This window comes from Nonomuraea sp. SYSU D8015, assembly GCF_008065375.1.
Lineage (GTDB): Bacteria > Actinomycetota > Actinomycetes > Streptosporangiales > Streptosporangiaceae > Nonomuraea.
Genome location: NZ_VJYI01000009.1, coordinates 244,964 through 259,158, shown reverse-complemented (window position 1 = coordinate 259,158; position 14,195 = coordinate 244,964). Strand labels below are relative to the sequence as shown.

General features: G+C 73.0%; 14 protein-coding genes. 5 read left to right on the top strand and 9 right to left on the bottom strand.

What is annotated here, in order from left to right; translation table 11 throughout:
• Positions 1 to 43: 43 nt before the first annotated feature.
• Positions 44 to 1,240: an MDR family MFS transporter gene (locus tag ID574_RS33445; RefSeq protein ID WP_188192974.1), complete on the bottom strand. Its 1,197-nt coding sequence runs from the start codon at positions 1,238 to 1,240 to the stop codon at positions 44 to 46.
• A 59-nt stretch (positions 1,241 to 1,299) separates the two neighbouring features.
• Here ID574_RS33445 and ID574_RS33440 point away from each other — a divergent pair, with 59 nt between their 5' ends.
• The gene (locus ID574_RS33440) at positions 1,300 to 2,262 is read left to right on the top strand and encodes a DUF5937 family protein (RefSeq protein WP_188192973.1); all 963 of its coding nucleotides are present in this window, start codon (positions 1,300 to 1,302) and stop codon (positions 2,260 to 2,262) included.
• Between the two features lie 76 nt (positions 2,263 to 2,338).
• Here the strand turns inward: ID574_RS33440 and ID574_RS33435 are convergent, their stop codons facing one another.
• Together ID574_RS33435 and ID574_RS33430 are read right to left on the bottom strand one after the other, a co-directional pair.
• Positions 2,339 to 3,313, bottom strand: coding sequence for a terpene synthase family protein (locus ID574_RS33435; protein WP_188192972.1), 975 nt, complete (start codon positions 3,311 to 3,313; stop codon positions 2,339 to 2,341).
• 8 nt (positions 3,314 to 3,321) lie between these two features.
• Positions 3,322 to 3,867: an EF-hand domain-containing protein gene (locus ID574_RS33430; protein WP_188192971.1), complete on the bottom strand. Its 546-nt coding sequence runs from the start codon at positions 3,865 to 3,867 to the stop codon at positions 3,322 to 3,324.
• Positions 3,868 to 4,029: 162 nt separating this feature from the next.
• Here ID574_RS33430 and ID574_RS33425 point away from each other — a divergent pair, with 162 nt between their 5' ends.
• On the top strand, positions 4,030 to 5,391 hold the full coding sequence (locus ID574_RS33425; protein ID WP_188192970.1) for a glutamine synthetase family protein: 1,362 nt from the start codon (positions 4,030 to 4,032) through the stop codon (positions 5,389 to 5,391).
• Between the two features lie 60 nt (positions 5,392 to 5,451).
• Here the strand turns inward: ID574_RS33425 and ID574_RS33420 are convergent, their stop codons facing one another.
• The 3 genes from ID574_RS33420 to ID574_RS33410 all read right to left on the bottom strand — a co-directional run bounded on the left by ID574_RS33420 (position 5,452) and on the right by ID574_RS33410 (position 7,371).
• The gene (locus tag ID574_RS33420) at positions 5,452 to 5,796 is read right to left on the bottom strand and encodes a YciI family protein (RefSeq protein ID WP_188192969.1); all 345 of its coding nucleotides are present in this window, start codon (positions 5,794 to 5,796) and stop codon (positions 5,452 to 5,454) included.
• 115 nt (positions 5,797 to 5,911) lie between these two features.
• Positions 5,912 to 6,517, bottom strand: a complete 606-nt coding sequence (locus ID574_RS33415) for an AAA family ATPase (protein ID WP_223167319.1) — start codon at positions 6,515 to 6,517, stop codon at positions 5,912 to 5,914.
• Between the two features lie 74 nt (positions 6,518 to 6,591).
• Positions 6,592 to 7,371, bottom strand: coding sequence for a potassium channel family protein (locus ID574_RS33410; protein WP_188192968.1), 780 nt, complete (start codon positions 7,369 to 7,371; stop codon positions 6,592 to 6,594).
• Positions 7,372 to 7,737: 366 nt separating this feature from the next.
• Between ID574_RS33410 and ID574_RS33405 the strand changes: the two genes are divergently transcribed.
• On the top strand, positions 7,738 to 8,451 hold the full coding sequence (locus ID574_RS33405) for a PaaI family thioesterase (protein WP_188192967.1): 714 nt from the start codon (positions 7,738 to 7,740) through the stop codon (positions 8,449 to 8,451).
• A gap of 70 nt (positions 8,452 to 8,521) precedes the next feature.
• Here ID574_RS33405 and ID574_RS33400 read toward each other — a convergent pair whose 3' ends face one another.
• Both ID574_RS33400 and ID574_RS33395 read right to left on the bottom strand, forming a co-directional pair.
• Positions 8,522 to 9,376: an alpha/beta hydrolase gene (locus ID574_RS33400; RefSeq protein WP_188192966.1), complete on the bottom strand. Its 855-nt coding sequence runs from the start codon at positions 9,374 to 9,376 to the stop codon at positions 8,522 to 8,524.
• Positions 9,377 to 9,643: 267 nt separating this feature from the next.
• Positions 9,644 to 9,877: a hypothetical protein gene (locus ID574_RS33395; RefSeq protein WP_188192965.1), complete on the bottom strand. Its 234-nt coding sequence runs from the start codon at positions 9,875 to 9,877 to the stop codon at positions 9,644 to 9,646.
• 59 nt (positions 9,878 to 9,936) lie between these two features.
• Between ID574_RS33395 and ID574_RS33390 the strand changes: the two genes are divergently transcribed.
• Positions 9,937 to 10,617 (top strand): type 1 glutamine amidotransferase, encoded by a 681-nt coding sequence (locus ID574_RS33390; RefSeq protein WP_188192964.1) that lies wholly within the window; start codon positions 9,937 to 9,939, stop codon positions 10,615 to 10,617.
• On the opposite strand, the gene ID574_RS33385 is transcribed toward ID574_RS33390, so the two are convergent.
• The gene (locus ID574_RS33385) at positions 10,559 to 11,140 is read right to left on the bottom strand and encodes an HXXEE domain-containing protein (protein WP_223167318.1); all 582 of its coding nucleotides are present in this window, start codon (positions 11,138 to 11,140) and stop codon (positions 10,559 to 10,561) included. The genes ID574_RS33390 and ID574_RS33385 overlap by 59 nt on opposite strands.
• Positions 11,141 to 11,261: 121 nt before the next feature.
• On the opposite strand from ID574_RS33385, the gene ID574_RS33380 reads away from it, so the two are divergent.
• Positions 11,262 to 14,180, top strand: coding sequence for a bifunctional [glutamine synthetase] adenylyltransferase/[glutamine synthetase]-adenylyl-L-tyrosine phosphorylase (locus ID574_RS33380; RefSeq protein ID WP_188192963.1), 2,919 nt, complete (start codon positions 11,262 to 11,264; stop codon positions 14,178 to 14,180).
• The last annotated feature ends 15 nt before the right edge of the window (positions 14,181 to 14,195 follow it).

Here is a 14,195-nt window from a genome sequence, read left to right as displayed (position 1 = left end):
GGCGAAATTATCGGGAAGGTGCCAATATCCGATTAAAATTCTCTCAACGGCGGCGAATCGCAGGTGCGAGGGCCAGCATGCCGGCCGCCGACACCACGGCCACGCCGCCGACCGTGAACCACAGCGCCGTCGCGCCGATCTCCAGCAGAGGCCCGCCCAGCAGCGGCGCCAGCGCGATGGCCGCCGACCACGCGAACCCGAACAGCCCCGCGTACCGTCCCCGCAGGTGCGCGGGCGCCAGCGTGGCCAGGATGGAGCCGGCGATGCCCGCCGTGACGATCTCGCCCGCCGTCCACACGGCGATCGTGACGGCCAGCCCCAGTGTGCTGGTCACGAACGCGGTCATCGTGAACCCGATGCCCATCACGGCCACGCCCAGCGCGAACGTGCGGGAGGCGTCCCTGCGGCCCAGCCAGCCGGACACCAGCGGCTGCACGATCACGATCAGCACCCCGTTCAGCGCCATGGCCAGGCCGTACTGCGCCGGCGTCAGCCCGGCCACCTCGGTCATCGCCACCGGCAGCATGGTGAACGTCTGCGCGTAGACCAGCGCGTGGCCGAGCGTGACCAGCGTGAAGGCGACCATCACCCGGTCCCGCAGCACCATCCCGAAGCCGCCGGGCGACTCCATCGTCTCCTCCGGCCGGGTCTCCGGCACCGCCCGCCAGACCAGCACCGCGAACACCACGCACGACAGCGCGTCGATCCAGAACAACCAGAGGAACCCCAGCCCCGCCAGCCAGCCCCCGGCCGTCATGCCCACCGAGAAGCCGAGGTTGATCCCCCAGAACAGCAGCCCGTACGCCCGGGGCCGCTCCGCGGGCGAGACCAGGTCGGCGACCAGGGCGTTGGAGGCCGGCCGGTAGAGGTCCATCACCACGCCGAGCGCGAACATCGAGGCCAGGATCGCCGGTAACGAGGTGCTGTAGCCGAGCGCCAGCATGGCCGCGGCCGTGGCCAGCATGCCGCCCGACAGCGTGGCCCGCCGCCCGATCCGGTCCGCCAGCACGCCCGCGAGCGGCTGCGACAGCAGCGATCCCGCGCCGAAGACGCCCATCACCAGGCCCGCGGCGGTCACCGACAGGCCGCGGCTCTGGGTCAGGTAGACGCCCGTGAAGGGCATGACCATGGTGCCCAGGCGGTTCACCAGCGTGCCGCCCCACAGGGCCCAGAACGGGCGGGGCAGCCCGCCGACCTTCGACCGCAGGAACGACGGCTTCTCGACAGTTGTGCTCGACACCCGTAAAGGTTGATATTTCGCGGTTTGGTGGTGCGAACGATTTAGCTCACACTAAAAGGATGTCCGTTACGTGGGTGCTGCGGCCGGAAGACGTGGCGCGCATCCGGTTCGCGTTCTCCCCGATGTGGGAGCTCGTGGCCAGTCTGCGCACCCTGCAACAGCCCGCCAGGCAGTCCATCCACCTGCCGTGGCTCAAGGCCGTGCGGCCCCGGCTGGCGGGGCTCGACCTGGCCGAGCTGTTCGCGCTCGTGCCGCCGGCCGGATACCTCGCCGACTTCATCACCCCGCCCCCCGACACGCCGATGCCCGATTTCGCCGCCGAGCTCGGCCGCGTCCGGCGCACCTCTCCCGAGCGGGCCCGCGCCGAGGCCGCGGCGGTGCGGGGCACGGACCCGGCCGTGATCGAACGGTTCATGGCCGACCCCGAGGCCGGCGTGGCGAGGGTGGCGGACGCGCTGGCGGCGTACTGGGAGACGTGCTTCGCCGAGTACTGGCCCCGCGTGTACGCGCTGCTGGAGCGCGACGTGCTTCGCCGGTCGCGGCAGCTCGCCCAGGGCGGGGCACGCGAGTTGTTCGCCGGGCTCGACCCGGCCGTGACGTGGACGGGGGAGCGGCTGATCATCGACCGGCCCTGGTGCACGACCGGCGGGCTGCACGGCGACGGGCTCCTGCTCGTGCCGAGCGCGTTCTACTGGCCGTCCGTGGCCGTCATGTCGGCCCCGTACCAGTCGATGCTCGTCTACCCCGTGCGCGGCGTCGGCACGCTGTGGGAGCAGGGCCCGCCGCCCGCGCCCGAGGCGCTGGCGGCGCTGATCGGCCGGAGCCGGGCGCAGATCCTGCTCGCGCTGGCCGAGCCCAGCACCACCTCCGCCCTAGCCGCCCGCATGTCGCTCACGCCGGGCGCGGTCAGCCAGCACCTCGGCGTGCTCAGCGGCGGCGGGCTCGCGGTGGGGATGCGGGTCGGCAAACAGGTCGTCTACCGCCGCACCCCCACCGGGGACGTCCTCGCCGGTCAGGCGTGAGCCGGGGCGCCGGCCGGGGCCGGGCGAGCGGCGTCAGGTGTGACCCGGAGCGCCGGCCGGGGCCGGGCGAGTGGCGTCAGGCGTAACGCGTGGACTCCAGAAGCCAGTCCAGGTGCGCCCGCGGCGCCGCCAGGTACGCGCAGGCGACCTTGCTCACGTCCCTCGCCACCTTGGGCGGCAGGCCGTGGAGCGGCAGCCGCCTGGCCGCCGTCTGCATGTCCTCGCAGCGCCGGACGATCCTGTCCAGCACCCATGCCGTCGCCGCCCGCTCGCCGAGCCCGAGCTGGCGCATCGCGAGCACGACGAAGTTGTGCGCGTCGCCGCGCTCCTTCGGCCGCGAGGCCACGTCGTTGCACCAGGCCGTGACGTCGCTGCAGGCGTTCACCAGCTGCTGCCACGGCTCCGACTCGTGCACCCAGGCCGGCACCTCCACCCGCAGGCACGGCTCGACCAGGTCGTACAGGTACGGACCCACCGTGCCCCTGCGCAGCGCCGGATACTCCTCCAGCGTCGGCATCCGGCCCGCCGCCCGGTTGTCGGCCTCGGTGCGGCAGGCGTCGTGCTGGCGCTCCAGCCCCACCGCGAACCTGGCCCGCCACCGGTCGCTCATCCGCACGCTCGTCACCCGCCACAGATCCGCGAACGCCGCCTCCAGCGGATGACGCGCGGCGCCCTGGAGCATGCCGTGGAAGACCTCCAGCCGGCACTCGCCCTCGTCCAGCTCGTCGTCCAGGTGGAACAGCCACGTCAGCCACTGCGCGAACAGCGCGGCCGCGGCCGCGTCGAACTCGGCGAACGCCCGGCCCGCCATCCGGTGGAAGCCGACGCCCGGGTCGGCCCGCAGGCCCGTCCTCCTGGCCCAGTCGATGACCGCGGCCTCGATCGCGTACACGGCCGGGTGCATCCGGCACGGCGCGGCCATCGCGGGCACCCGCTCGGTGAGCGGCAGCAGCGCCAGGGCCGCGGAGCCGCCCCTGCGCGGCAGAGGCATCATCGACGCCAGGACCGAACGCAGCGCGGTGCGCACCGTGGCGAACACGGTGGTGCTCATCGTGGTGCTCACAGTGGCCCGAAGAGCCAGTTGCCCCGGGCGTTCGGGTCGTCGCTCCGGTAGTACTCGGAGGCGGCCGTGATCAGCTCGTCCACGGTCAGCGTGCCCCTGCCGTCCCGGTCGAGCCGGTCGAACGCCTCGTCCACGTCGTCGTAGGCGACGCCGAAGGCGGACAACATCGTGCGGAAGTCGCCGAGGCCGATCGCGCCGTCCCGGTCGCCGTCGCACAGCTCCGCCACCGCCACCGTGGCCGGACGGAACACCGGCTCGTACTGGTCGCCGGTGACGAACGTGGCCGTCATGGCGGTGCGGAAGTCCGGGCGCGCGATGCCGGAGTCGCCGTCGCGTTCGAGCGCCCGCGCCAGGGCGGACCAGATGCCGTCGAAGCTGTCGACGAGGCTGGCCCCGGTGACCGAGGTGGGAGACTCCCCGAAGCCCACCAGGATGCGGGCGCCCAGCCCCAGCAGGTCCTCACGCTCGACGACGCCGTTGCCGTTCGCGTCTATGTGGTCGAACGCCCGATCGAGCTTGTGATTGAGCAGGTCGATAGCCACCAATGCCTCCCCCGAGACTGACTGCGTGATCACAGTAAGGCGGGGCGGGGGCTTTGTCAGCGAGGCTCGCACCGGGGTGTCCGCAGCACCCCCCGTAACGTGTGCGAAACACGGACACGGCATGCTGGTAAGAGACCTGTACTGTCTTCATGAGGGGATGCCTTGGACCGCCAGCAGGAGTTCGTGCTCCGCACGCTCGAGGAACGCGACATCCGGTTCATCCGGCTCTGGTTCACCGACGTTCTCGGCTTCCTCAAGTCCGTCGCCATCGCGCCCGCCGAGCTGGAGGGGGCCTTCGCCGAGGGCATCGGCTTCGACGGCTCCGCCATCGAGGGCTTCGCCCGCGTCTACGAGTCCGACATGCTCGCCAAGCCCGACCCGTCGACGTTCCAGATCCTGCCCTGGCGCAGCGAGACGCCGGGCGCGGCGCGCATCTTCTGCGACATCCTCATGCCGGACGGCTCGCCGTCCCACGCCGACCCGCGCTGGGTGCTCAAGCGCACGCTCGCCAAGTGCGCCGACATGGGCTTCACGTTCTACACCCACCCGGAGATCGAGTTCTTCCTGCTGAAGAGCCGCCCCGAGCCCGGCGAGCGGCCCGAGCCGATCGACTCCGGCGGCTACTTCGACCACACGCCCCACAGCGCCGGCCACGACTTCCGCCGCCAGGCGATCATGATGCTGGAGTCGATGGGCATCTCCGTCGAGTTCAGCCACCACGAGGGCGCGCCCGGCCAGCAGGAGATCGACCTGCGCTACGCCGACGCGCTCACCACGGCCGACAACATCATGACCTTCCGCCTCGTCATGAAGGAGGTCGCGCTGGAGCAGGGCATCTGGGCCTCGTTCATGCCCAAGCCGTTCACCGAGCACCCGGGCTCCGGCATGCACACGCACATGTCGCTGTTCGAGGGCGACCGCAACGCCTTCTACGAGGCCGGCTCCGACTACCGGCTCTCCAAGGTGGGGCGGTCGTTCATCGCCGGGCTGCTCAGGCACGCCGCGGAGATCACGGCCATCACCAACCAGTGGGTCAACTCCTACAAGCGGCTGTGGGGCGGCGCCGAGGCCATCGCCGGGCAGGGCGGCGAGGCGCCCTCGTACGTGTGCTGGGGCCACAACAACCGCTCGGCCCTGGTCCGCGTGCCGATGTACAAACCGAACAAGGCCGGTTCCACGCGCATCGAGTTCCGCTCGCTCGACTCGGCCTGCAACCCCTACCTGGCGTTCGCGCTGATCCTGGCCGCCGGGCTGAAGGGCATCGAGGAGGGCTACGAGCTGCCCCCCGCGGCCGAGGACAACGTGTGGACCCTGACCAGCGCCGAGCGGCGGGCCCTCGGCATCCAGCCGCTGCCCGGCTCGCTCAACGACGCGATCGAGGTCATGGAGCGCAGCGAGCTGGTGGCCGAGACGCTGGGCGAGCACGTCTTCGACTTCTTCCTGCGCAACAAGCGCACGGAGTGGCGCGAATACCGCCGCCACGTCACCGAGTTCGAGCTCGGCCGCTACCTGCCCGTCCTCTGACCCGTTCTGACCTGTTCTCCGGAGCCCGGCGCGGGCGACGCTCGCGCCGGGCCCGGCCGGTCATCCCTGGAACTCGCGCACCTCGACCGGGAGCAGCGCGACGGCTCTCGCCATTTTGCGCCCCCACGCGAGCGCCGTCTCCATGTCGGGCGCCTGGATGATCGTGAACCCGCCGACGTGCTCCTTGCCCTCGACGTACGGGCCGTCCGTGGTGAGCGGCTCGCCGTCCCGCATCTGGATCACCCGCGCCTGGTCGGCCGGCTGCAGCGCTCGGGAGAAGACCCACACCCCGGCGTCGCGCATCTCCTGATCGAGGGCGTCCAGGTCCCGCATGATCGGGTCCAGGATCTCGGGCCCGGGCGGCGCCCCGTCGGGCTGGTACATGGTGAGCACGTACTGCTTCATGACGTCTCCTTTCCGTCAGACCGCACCCCCTACACGAGCGGCCCCGCCCCGGATCGACACCCGGGGACGAAAAAGCGGGTCACGCCCGTGACGTGACCCGCTCGGCACCGTCCGGTCAGCCGGAGGCCGCGGCGGCGCCGTCGAACACGATGGACTCCAGCAGGTCCGCCTCGGTGCGGTCGACGATCAGGGCGGCGGAGGCCGGGGCCGGGTCGCCGTTCTTGACGCGCGCCAGCAGGCCCGCCCACCTGCGCTGATGGCGGGCGAACGTGCGGGGCGCCACCACGCGTCCTCTGGCCCGCTGGCCCGCCAGCGCCGCCTCCGGGGCCGCGTCCAGCAGCAGCAGGTGGAAGGTCCCGCCGTGGCGGCGGGCGAGCCAGGCGAAGCCCTTCAGCACGTACGGGCCGCAGCCCCGGTTGTGGGCGATGACCGAGTGGCCGCCGGCCAGGGCCCGGCGGATGCGGGACACATGGGTGACGAAGACCACGGCGCGGCGCAGCGGGTAGGGGGCCCAGGGCAGCCGGCCGTCCCAGTGGCGACGGGACTGCGACGAGTCGATCACCATGACCGCGTCCCTGGCGACGGGCGCGCTCTCCGCGCCGTCCAGCCCGTACAGGCGTTGCAGCAGGGTGGTCTTGCCCGCGCCCGGGAGCCCGGTCAGGATGACCAGGGACCCGGGCGGATACCGCACCATCGCGCCCTGCACCGGCTCATGCCGCAAGATCCACCGTTCCTCTCGCTTTGTACGTGCCTCCCAGCATCATCCAGGGCACGGCCGGGCGCGCGCCGGGAAGGTTATGAATTCGGGCGGGCGGCGAGCCGGGCCGTGAGCGTGGCCAGTTCCTCGCGCAGCGCGTCCTGGGTGTGGGCGAGGTCGGCCAGCGCCTTTCTGGCCTCGGTGAGCTCGGCGACGAGCTGGGACAGCTGGGCCTCGGTACGGCGCTCCATGGCCGCCGCCCGCTCGAAGCGCTCGACGAACCAGGAGGCGATGGCCGCGGTGACCACGCCGAGCAGCGCGATGCCCGCGATCATCAGGCCCGTGGCCACCAGCCGCCCCTCCGGCGTCACCGGGAAGCGGTCGCCGTAGCCGACGGTGGTCATGGTGGTGAGCGACCACCACAGGGCGTCGCCGATGGTCTTGATGTTGCCGTCGGGGCTGGCGCGTTCCACTTCCAGGACGGCGACGCTGCCGACCGCGGCCATGAACAGGGCGGTGCCGGTCACGTACACGACGGCGCGCAGGCGCAGCGGAAGCCGGACCCGCTCGGCGACGACCTGCAGGAGCAGCAGCGCCCGCAGCAGCCACAGCGGACGCAGCAGGGGGAGCAGGACGACGAGGAGGGAGGGGATGTTCCTGAGCACGAAGCGCAGGCGGCGCGGCGCGAGCGCCAGGCGGATCAGGTAGTCGGCGGTGAACAGGCACCACGCGACGACCTGGACGTACCACAAGACGGTGTGCGCGGCGGGGGAGAGCCCGGGCACGAGAACGGGGATCGCCCAGCTGAGGAGGAACCCCGCGCCGATGACGACGAGCGCCGCGCTGGTGCGGCGCTCCCAGGAGGTCAGCCGGTCCATGCCGACAGTCTGGGGCACGACCGCCCCGCTTGACCTCCCCCCTTATCGGGGGATTTGGTCGCGGGACATCGGAAACCCCGGCTAAAGTACTGCCGACGCCTTGATCGGCCTCACTCCGGGAGCGATCCCGTGGTGAGGCCGATTTTCGTTGCTTCTGACTCCGGGGTCACATCCGCGCCACCTGCGGCGCCTAGCGTTTCGGCCCAGGGTGGGGAAGTTTCGGACCCCTTCGAGGCGTTATGCGGTGGTATGGAGCGGCATGAGGACCCCCGACCTCTCAGGAAACGGGGCGTCCACTAAAATTGGTCCGTTCTTTGTGGTATTTCCGGACTTTGTGCCCGATGTGGCGATATTGGAGGGTGTGGCATGACGACGGCTGCCCTGCAGACCGTGTTGACCGTTCCCAAGCGTTTCCGCGGGCCCGAGGGCGTCGCCAACGGCGGCTGGATAGCGGGCACCATGGCGGAGGCTCTGAACGGCGGGCGATCAGCCGTCGAGGTCACCCTCCATGCCCCCACGCCCCTGGAGACCGAGCTGCGGCTGGAGCACGTGGCCAACTCCGTGTCCCTCTCGCACGGCGACAAGCTGCTCGTCGAGGCCATCCCGGTGGCCGAGGACCTGGAGGGGCCCGGGTTCGTTCCGTTCAACGACGCCGCCCGCGCCGAGGCCGGGTTCGTCGGCCTGCGGGCGCACCCGTTCGCCGAGTGCTTCGCGTGCGGGCTGCGTGAGCCGGGCGACGGCCTGCGCATCTTCCCCGGCCCGGTCGAGGGCACGGACCTGGTGGCCGCCGGCTGGCGGGTGCCGTTCACGGTGACGGGCGAGGACGGGGTGCCCGCCTCGATCATCGGCGCCGTGCTCGACTGCATCACCGGCTGGGCGCACTTCGGGCCCGGCGAGACCGCCCTGCTGGGGCGGCTGGCCGTGCAGATGCACCGGCCGGTGCGCGCCGGTGGCCGGTATTCCGTGGTGGCCCGCCCGACCGGCCGCGACGGGCGCAAGATGTACGGCCAGAGCGCCATCTACGAGCTGGACGGCACGCTGGTCGCGGCGGGGCTCGCCACCTGGATCGCTCCACGCTGACCGCTGCCGGACGCCCTCTGAGCATCGCGCGCTCAGGGGGCGTCCGGCCGTCCGGAGCCGTGAGGCGCGCTCAGGCCGGCGAGGTGAGCCGGTCCACGACGGTCGCCGCGCAGCGGTCGTCGAACATGATCGTGTAGTGGTTGCAGTCGGGCAGCACCTCGTCCCGCAGCCCCGGCAGCCGCGCCGTCCACGGGGCGGTCAGGTCGTCGGGGAGCATGCCGACGTCCTGGTTCAGCAGCCCGCGCGGCGCGCGCAACAGGAACAGCGGCGCCTTGACGGCCTCCAGCGCGGCCCCTGCCTCGTCCTGCCGCGTGTTCAGCCACCGGCCGTCCTCCAGCACGGCCTCGCCCACGGCCCGCGACCTCAGCGCGCCCTCGGGGCCCGTCAGGTCGTATCGGACATATGCCTCGATGTCGTCGGTCCAGTGGCCGGCGAAGGCCGGATGGCCCTTGAAGAAGTCGACGTACGCCTCCGCCGTCGGGTACGTCTGCCGCAGCCTGGCCAGCGCCGGCCCCAGCGTGGCCGCCAGCGCCGCCTCCGCGTCGACGCCCTCGGGCAGCGGCGGGAACGGGATCCCGCCGTCGACCAGCACCACACGTGCGAAGTCGCGCTTGGCGGCGGCCAGCACGGCCACGTACGCGCCCATCGAATGCCCGGTCAGCACCGTGTCCGGCCCGGCGCCCACGTGGTCGGCGACGCGCAGCACGTCCTCGGCGTGCCGCGGCGGGCCGTACGGGCCGGGGAGGGCGGCGCTGTGACCGCGCCCGCGCAGGTCCATCGCGACCAGCGACCACCCTTCGGGCAGCCGCCGCCCCACCGTGCCCCATGCCATCAGCGAGGCGGTGATCCCGTGCACCGCGATGATCATTCGTGGCCCGGTACCGAACGTGGCGATCCGCAGCCCATCGACCTCGTCGAGTCTCATGGCCGGATCCTAAGGGCAGACCTTCCGGTACGGCGCACCGGTCACGTACCGCCCCATCCGGCGGCGCTGAGCGGCTTCCCCGCGCGGGCGCACACCGCCCCTGCTCGGGCCCGTCGCGCAACACCCCCAGATCCGCCCGGCGGCCAAGCCGGACAGCGGCACCCGCCCGTCGCGCGTGGCCGCCGGCGCCATGTACGTCGGGCGTTCCCGTCACCAGCCCGGTCGCGGTCAGCGACATCTCCGCCGTCCTGGCGAGGCCGAAGCCGATCACGCGCGGGCGATGTACGGCTTGGGCTCCTCCAGCCGCGCCTCGATCGCTTCGGCCGTGCAGAAGGAGGCCACCCGCTGTGCCGCGGACGCCTCCCGCCAGGTGCGCGGCCCGTGCAGCACCTTGATCGCCGCCCGCCGGCCGCTCCCCGCGTACGCTTCGCAGACGACGCCCTGGCCTCCGAGCCGGCCGGCCAGGAGTCCCCGAGCCGCTGGGCGGCGTCCTCGGGCCACATGTCCACGGCGTGTTGGATGAGCAGGATGATGCGGAAATTCCGGATAAATTACCCCATATGCGCATTACCGTGATCGAGCACGAGGCCGGTGCAGGGCTGGGTTATCTCGGCGGCTGGCTGGGGATGGCCTGCGACGTCGTGCGGCCGTATCTGGGTGAGGAGATCCCCGAGCGGGCCGCGGACGGCCTCATCGTGCTCGGCGGCGCGGCCGCCGCGTGGGAGGACGAGCGCAGCCCCTGGCAGCCCGCCACCCGCGACCTGCTGCGCCGCGCCGTGGACGAGGCCACGCCGACGCTCGCCATCTGCCTGGGGGCGCAGCTGCTCACCATGGCCTGCGGCGGGACGGTGGAGCGGGGCGACGGCGGCCTGGAGGTGGGCGCGTGCGAGGTGGTCGCCTTGCCCGCCGCCGCCTCCGACCGGCTGCTGTCGGGCGTCGGCACGGCACCGGCCATCCAGTACCACCAGGACGCCATGACCCGGCTGCCCGACGGGGCGGTGCCCTTGATGACCGGCTCCCGATACCCGAACCAGGCCTACCGGCTCGGGGAGGCCGCCTGGGCGGTCCAGTTCCATCCCGAGGCCACCCCGGAGATCTTCGCCGCCTGGACCGCCGAGTCCGGGCTGGAGGGGGCCGGCGAGCTGAACGCCGGGGTCAAGGCCGCCGAGCCCGCCCTGATCGCTACCTGGCGCCCGGTGGCGCAGGCCTTCGCCGACGTGGTGCGGGCCGCCCGCCCTTGAGCCCGCCGTCCGTGCGGCGGGGTCTCGTCAGGGCGTGTGCCAGGGCGTGCACGCCCCCCAGCAGCAGCGGGAACGCCACCAGTGCCGCCTGCGCCGCGGGTCCCGAACGCACCGGGACGCCGGCGGACCGCAGGCGGCGCCACGCCCACACCGAGAACGGGATCACGACCACGGGAGCGGTCGCCGCGCCCGGCGTGTAGCCGCGCGTCACGGCCGCCTGGGCCAGGTGCACCACCCCGTGCGCCCCGAACCCCGCCAGCGCCGCCTGGAACGCCGCGCTCCGCCCGCCGGTGCGCGCCCCCAGTGCCGCCGCCCCCGCCATGACGCCGCCCATGAGCCCGATGGCCACGTTCACGTGCCGCTGCGACACCTCCAGCCGCTCCCACGGCACCCACGGGAGCCGCTCCTCCAGCCGGGGCCGCGCGGTCCGCGTCCACCGGGCCATGGTCGCCAGCTCCTCCGCGTCGTGCAGGGCCCAGGCGGCGAGCAACCCCCACGTCACCGTCCAGGGAACCCGCGACACGTCCGCGTCCTGCGTCGACCGCGCACTTCTTCGTTCCACCTCGACCCCCGAGCACAGAAATACAACGCAACGTTGCGTTGTATGCTACGGCGGTCCACGCGATCCCTGTCAAGATGGAGGGGTGCCCAGGATCGAATCCACCGCCGCCCGGCTCGCCAAGCTCGGCTTCGCCGACGGCGCCAGGGCCGCCCAGCTCGTCGGCAGGGCGGGCGCGGAACTCGACGACGTCCTGGAGTCCCTGGTCGACGTCGCCGACCCCGACCTGGCGCTCGTCTCCCTGACCCGCCTGGCCGAGCGTGAGCCGGCCGTGCTCGACGGCCTCCGCCAGGACCCGGACCTCAAGGCCAGGCTGCTGGCCGTGCTCGGGGTCAGCGCCGCCCTGGGCGAACACCTCGTCCGCCACCCCGCCCAGCTGGCGCGACTGGCCGAGCCGGGCTTGGGGGAGGCGCGGGCCGAGCTGCTGAGCGCGGTCGGCGCCGAGCCGGACGCGGCCGAGCCGGTCGCCACCGCGCCGGACGCCGTGGTGGCGCTGCGGGTGGCGTACCGGGGGAGGCTGATGCACCTGGCGGCGCGCGACCTGACCGGGCAGGCCACCCTGCAGGAGGTCATGGCCGAGCTGTCCGACCTCGCGGGCGCCGCGCTGGAGGCGGCGCTGGCCATCGCACGGGCGGAGGTGGACGCCGCCCACGTACGCCTGGCCGTGATCGGCATGGGCAAGTGCGGCGCCAGGGAGCTCAACTACATCAGCGACGTAGACGTGATCTTCGTGGCCGAGCCGCGCGAGGGCGCCGACGAGGACAAGGCCCTGCGCGCCGCGACCCGGCTGGCCCAGGCCATGATGCGGGCCTGCACCGCGACCACGCCCGAGGGCTCCCTGTGGGAGGTCGACGCGGGCCTGCGCCCCGAGGGGCGGTCCGGGCCGCTGGTGCGCACGCTCGGCAGCCACCTGGCCTACTACCGGCGCTGGGCCAAGACGTGGGAGTTCCAGGCGCTGCTCAAGGCCCGGCCGGTGGCGGGCGACCTGGAGCTGGGCGCGGCCTACGTCGAGGCGGTCAACGACATGGTGTGGTCGGCGGCCACCCGCGAACGCTTCGTCGAGGACGTCCAGGCCATGCGCCGCCGGGTCGAGGCCCACGTGCGCGCGGAGGGGGAGCGGCAGCTCAAGCTGGGCCCCGGCGGGCTGCGGGACATCGAGTTCGCGGTGCAGTTGCTGCAGCTCGTGCACGGGCGGCTCGACCCGCTGCTGCGCCGCCGGGCCACGTTGCCCGCGCTGGCGGCCCTCTCCCGAGGCGGGTACGTCGGCCGCGACGACTCCAAGAGCCTGGCGGAGGCGTACTCGTTCCTGCGCCAGGTCGAGCACCTGCTGCAGCTGCACCGGCTGCGGCGCACCCACATCGTGCCGACCGGCGAGTCCGACCTGCGCAGGCTCGGCCGGGCGCTCGGCATGCAGACCGACCCGATGGGCGAGTTCACGGCCCGGTGGCGGCGGCACGCGATGGAGGCGCGGCGGCTGCACGAGAAGCTGTTCTACCGGCCGCTGCTGCAGGCCGTGTCGCGGCTGCAGGAGTCGGAGGCGCGGCTCTCGCCCGCCGCGGCCGAGGCCAGGCTGAAGGCGCTCGGCTACGTCGATCCCCCCGGGGCGCTGCGCCACATCGCCGCCCTGACCACGGGGGTGTCCAGGCGGGCCGCGATCCAGCGCACGCTGCTGCCGGTCATGCTCGGCTGGTTCGCCGACACGCCCGATCCGGACGCGGCGCTGCTGGGGTTCAGGCAGGTCAGCGACAAGCTGGGCAGCACGCCGTGGTATCTCCGGCTGCTGCGCGACGAGACGGCCGTGGCCGCCAGGATGGCCCGCGTGCTGGGCAGCAGCCGCTACGCCACCGGCCTGCTCATGCACGCGCCCGACGCGATCACCATGCTGGGCTCGGACGAGGAGCTGGCCGTGCGGCCGGTGGAGTCGCTGCTCGGCGAGGCGTCCGCCGCGGTGTCCAGGCATGCCGGCACCCCCGAGACCGCCGTCGCCGCCGTGCGGGCGCTGCGCAGGAAGGAGCTCTTCCGCACGGCGGTCGCGGACATCTCCGGCCTGATCGACATCGAGACGGTCGGCGCCGCGCTGTCGTCGCTGACCGACGTGACCCTCCAGGCGGCCCTCGACGCGGCGCTCGGCAAGGCCGCGAACGTCACCTCGTTCGCGATCATCGCCATGGGGCGGCTCGGCGGCATGGAGTGCTCCTACGCCAGCGACGCCGACGTCATGTTCGTCCACTCGCCCCTGCCGGGGGTTGGGGAGCGCGAGGCCACGGACGCCGCGTTCGCCGTCGCCAACGAGCTGCGCAGGCTGCTGTCGCTCCCCGCGCCCGACCCGCCCCTGATCATCGACCCCGACCTGCGGCCGGAGGGGCGTCAGGGCCCGCTGGTGCGCACGCTGGCCTCCTACCGCGCCTACTACTCGCGCTGGTCGTCGCCGTGGGAGTCGCAGGCGCTGCTGCGGGCCAGGTTCTCGGCCGGCGACGCCGAGCTGGGCGCCGCATTCGTCGCCATGATCGACGAGCTGCGCTACCCGCCGGGCGGGCTGCACGACGACGCCGTCAGGGCGATCAGGCGGCTCAAGGCCCGCATGGAGGCCGAGCGGCTGCCGCGCGGCGCCGACCCCGGCCTGCACACCAAGCTCGGCCCCGGCGGGCTGTCCGACGTGGAGTGGGTGGCCCAGCTGCTGCAGTTGCGGTACGCGGGCACGGTGCCGTCGCTGCGCACCACGCGTACGCTCGACGCCCTGCGCGCGGCCGTGGCCGAGGGCCTGCTGGCGCCCGCCGACGAGGCCGTGCTGGCCGAGGCGTGGCGCTTCGCCTCCCGCATCAGAGACGGGATCATGCTGGTCAAGGGCCGTCCCGGCGACAGCGTGCCGCGCGACGCGAGCGGGCGCAAGCTGATCGCCCAGACGCTCGGCTACCCGCCGGACGGCTCCGAAGACTTCCTCGACGACTACCGCCGCGTGACCCGCCGCGCACGCCTCGTCATGGATCGAGTCTTTTACGAATGAGAAACCTGCGAAGCG

Excerpts from the sequence above, each read along its gene's own strand:
- ID574_RS33440 (WP_188192973.1), top strand. The coding sequence starts at position 1,300 with ATGTCCGTTACGTGGGTGCTGCGGCCGGAAGACGTGGCGCGCATCCGG.
- ID574_RS33435 (WP_188192972.1), bottom strand. The coding sequence starts at position 3,313 with ATGAGCACCACCGTGTTCGCCACGGTGCGCACCGCGCTGCGTTCGGTC.
- ID574_RS33420 (WP_188192969.1), bottom strand. The coding sequence starts at position 5,796 with ATGAAGCAGTACGTGCTCACCATGTACCAGCCCGACGGGGCGCCGCCC.
- ID574_RS33410 (WP_188192968.1), bottom strand. The coding sequence starts at position 7,371 with ATGGACCGGCTGACCTCCTGGGAGCGCCGCACCAGCGCGGCGCTCGTC.
- ID574_RS33405 (WP_188192967.1), top strand. The coding sequence starts at position 7,738 with ATGACGACGGCTGCCCTGCAGACCGTGTTGACCGTTCCCAAGCGTTTC.
- ID574_RS33400 (WP_188192966.1), bottom strand. The coding sequence starts at position 9,376 with ATGAGACTCGACGAGGTCGATGGGCTGCGGATCGCCACGTTCGGTACC.
- ID574_RS33390 (WP_188192964.1), top strand. The coding sequence starts at position 9,937 with ATGCGCATTACCGTGATCGAGCACGAGGCCGGTGCAGGGCTGGGTTAT.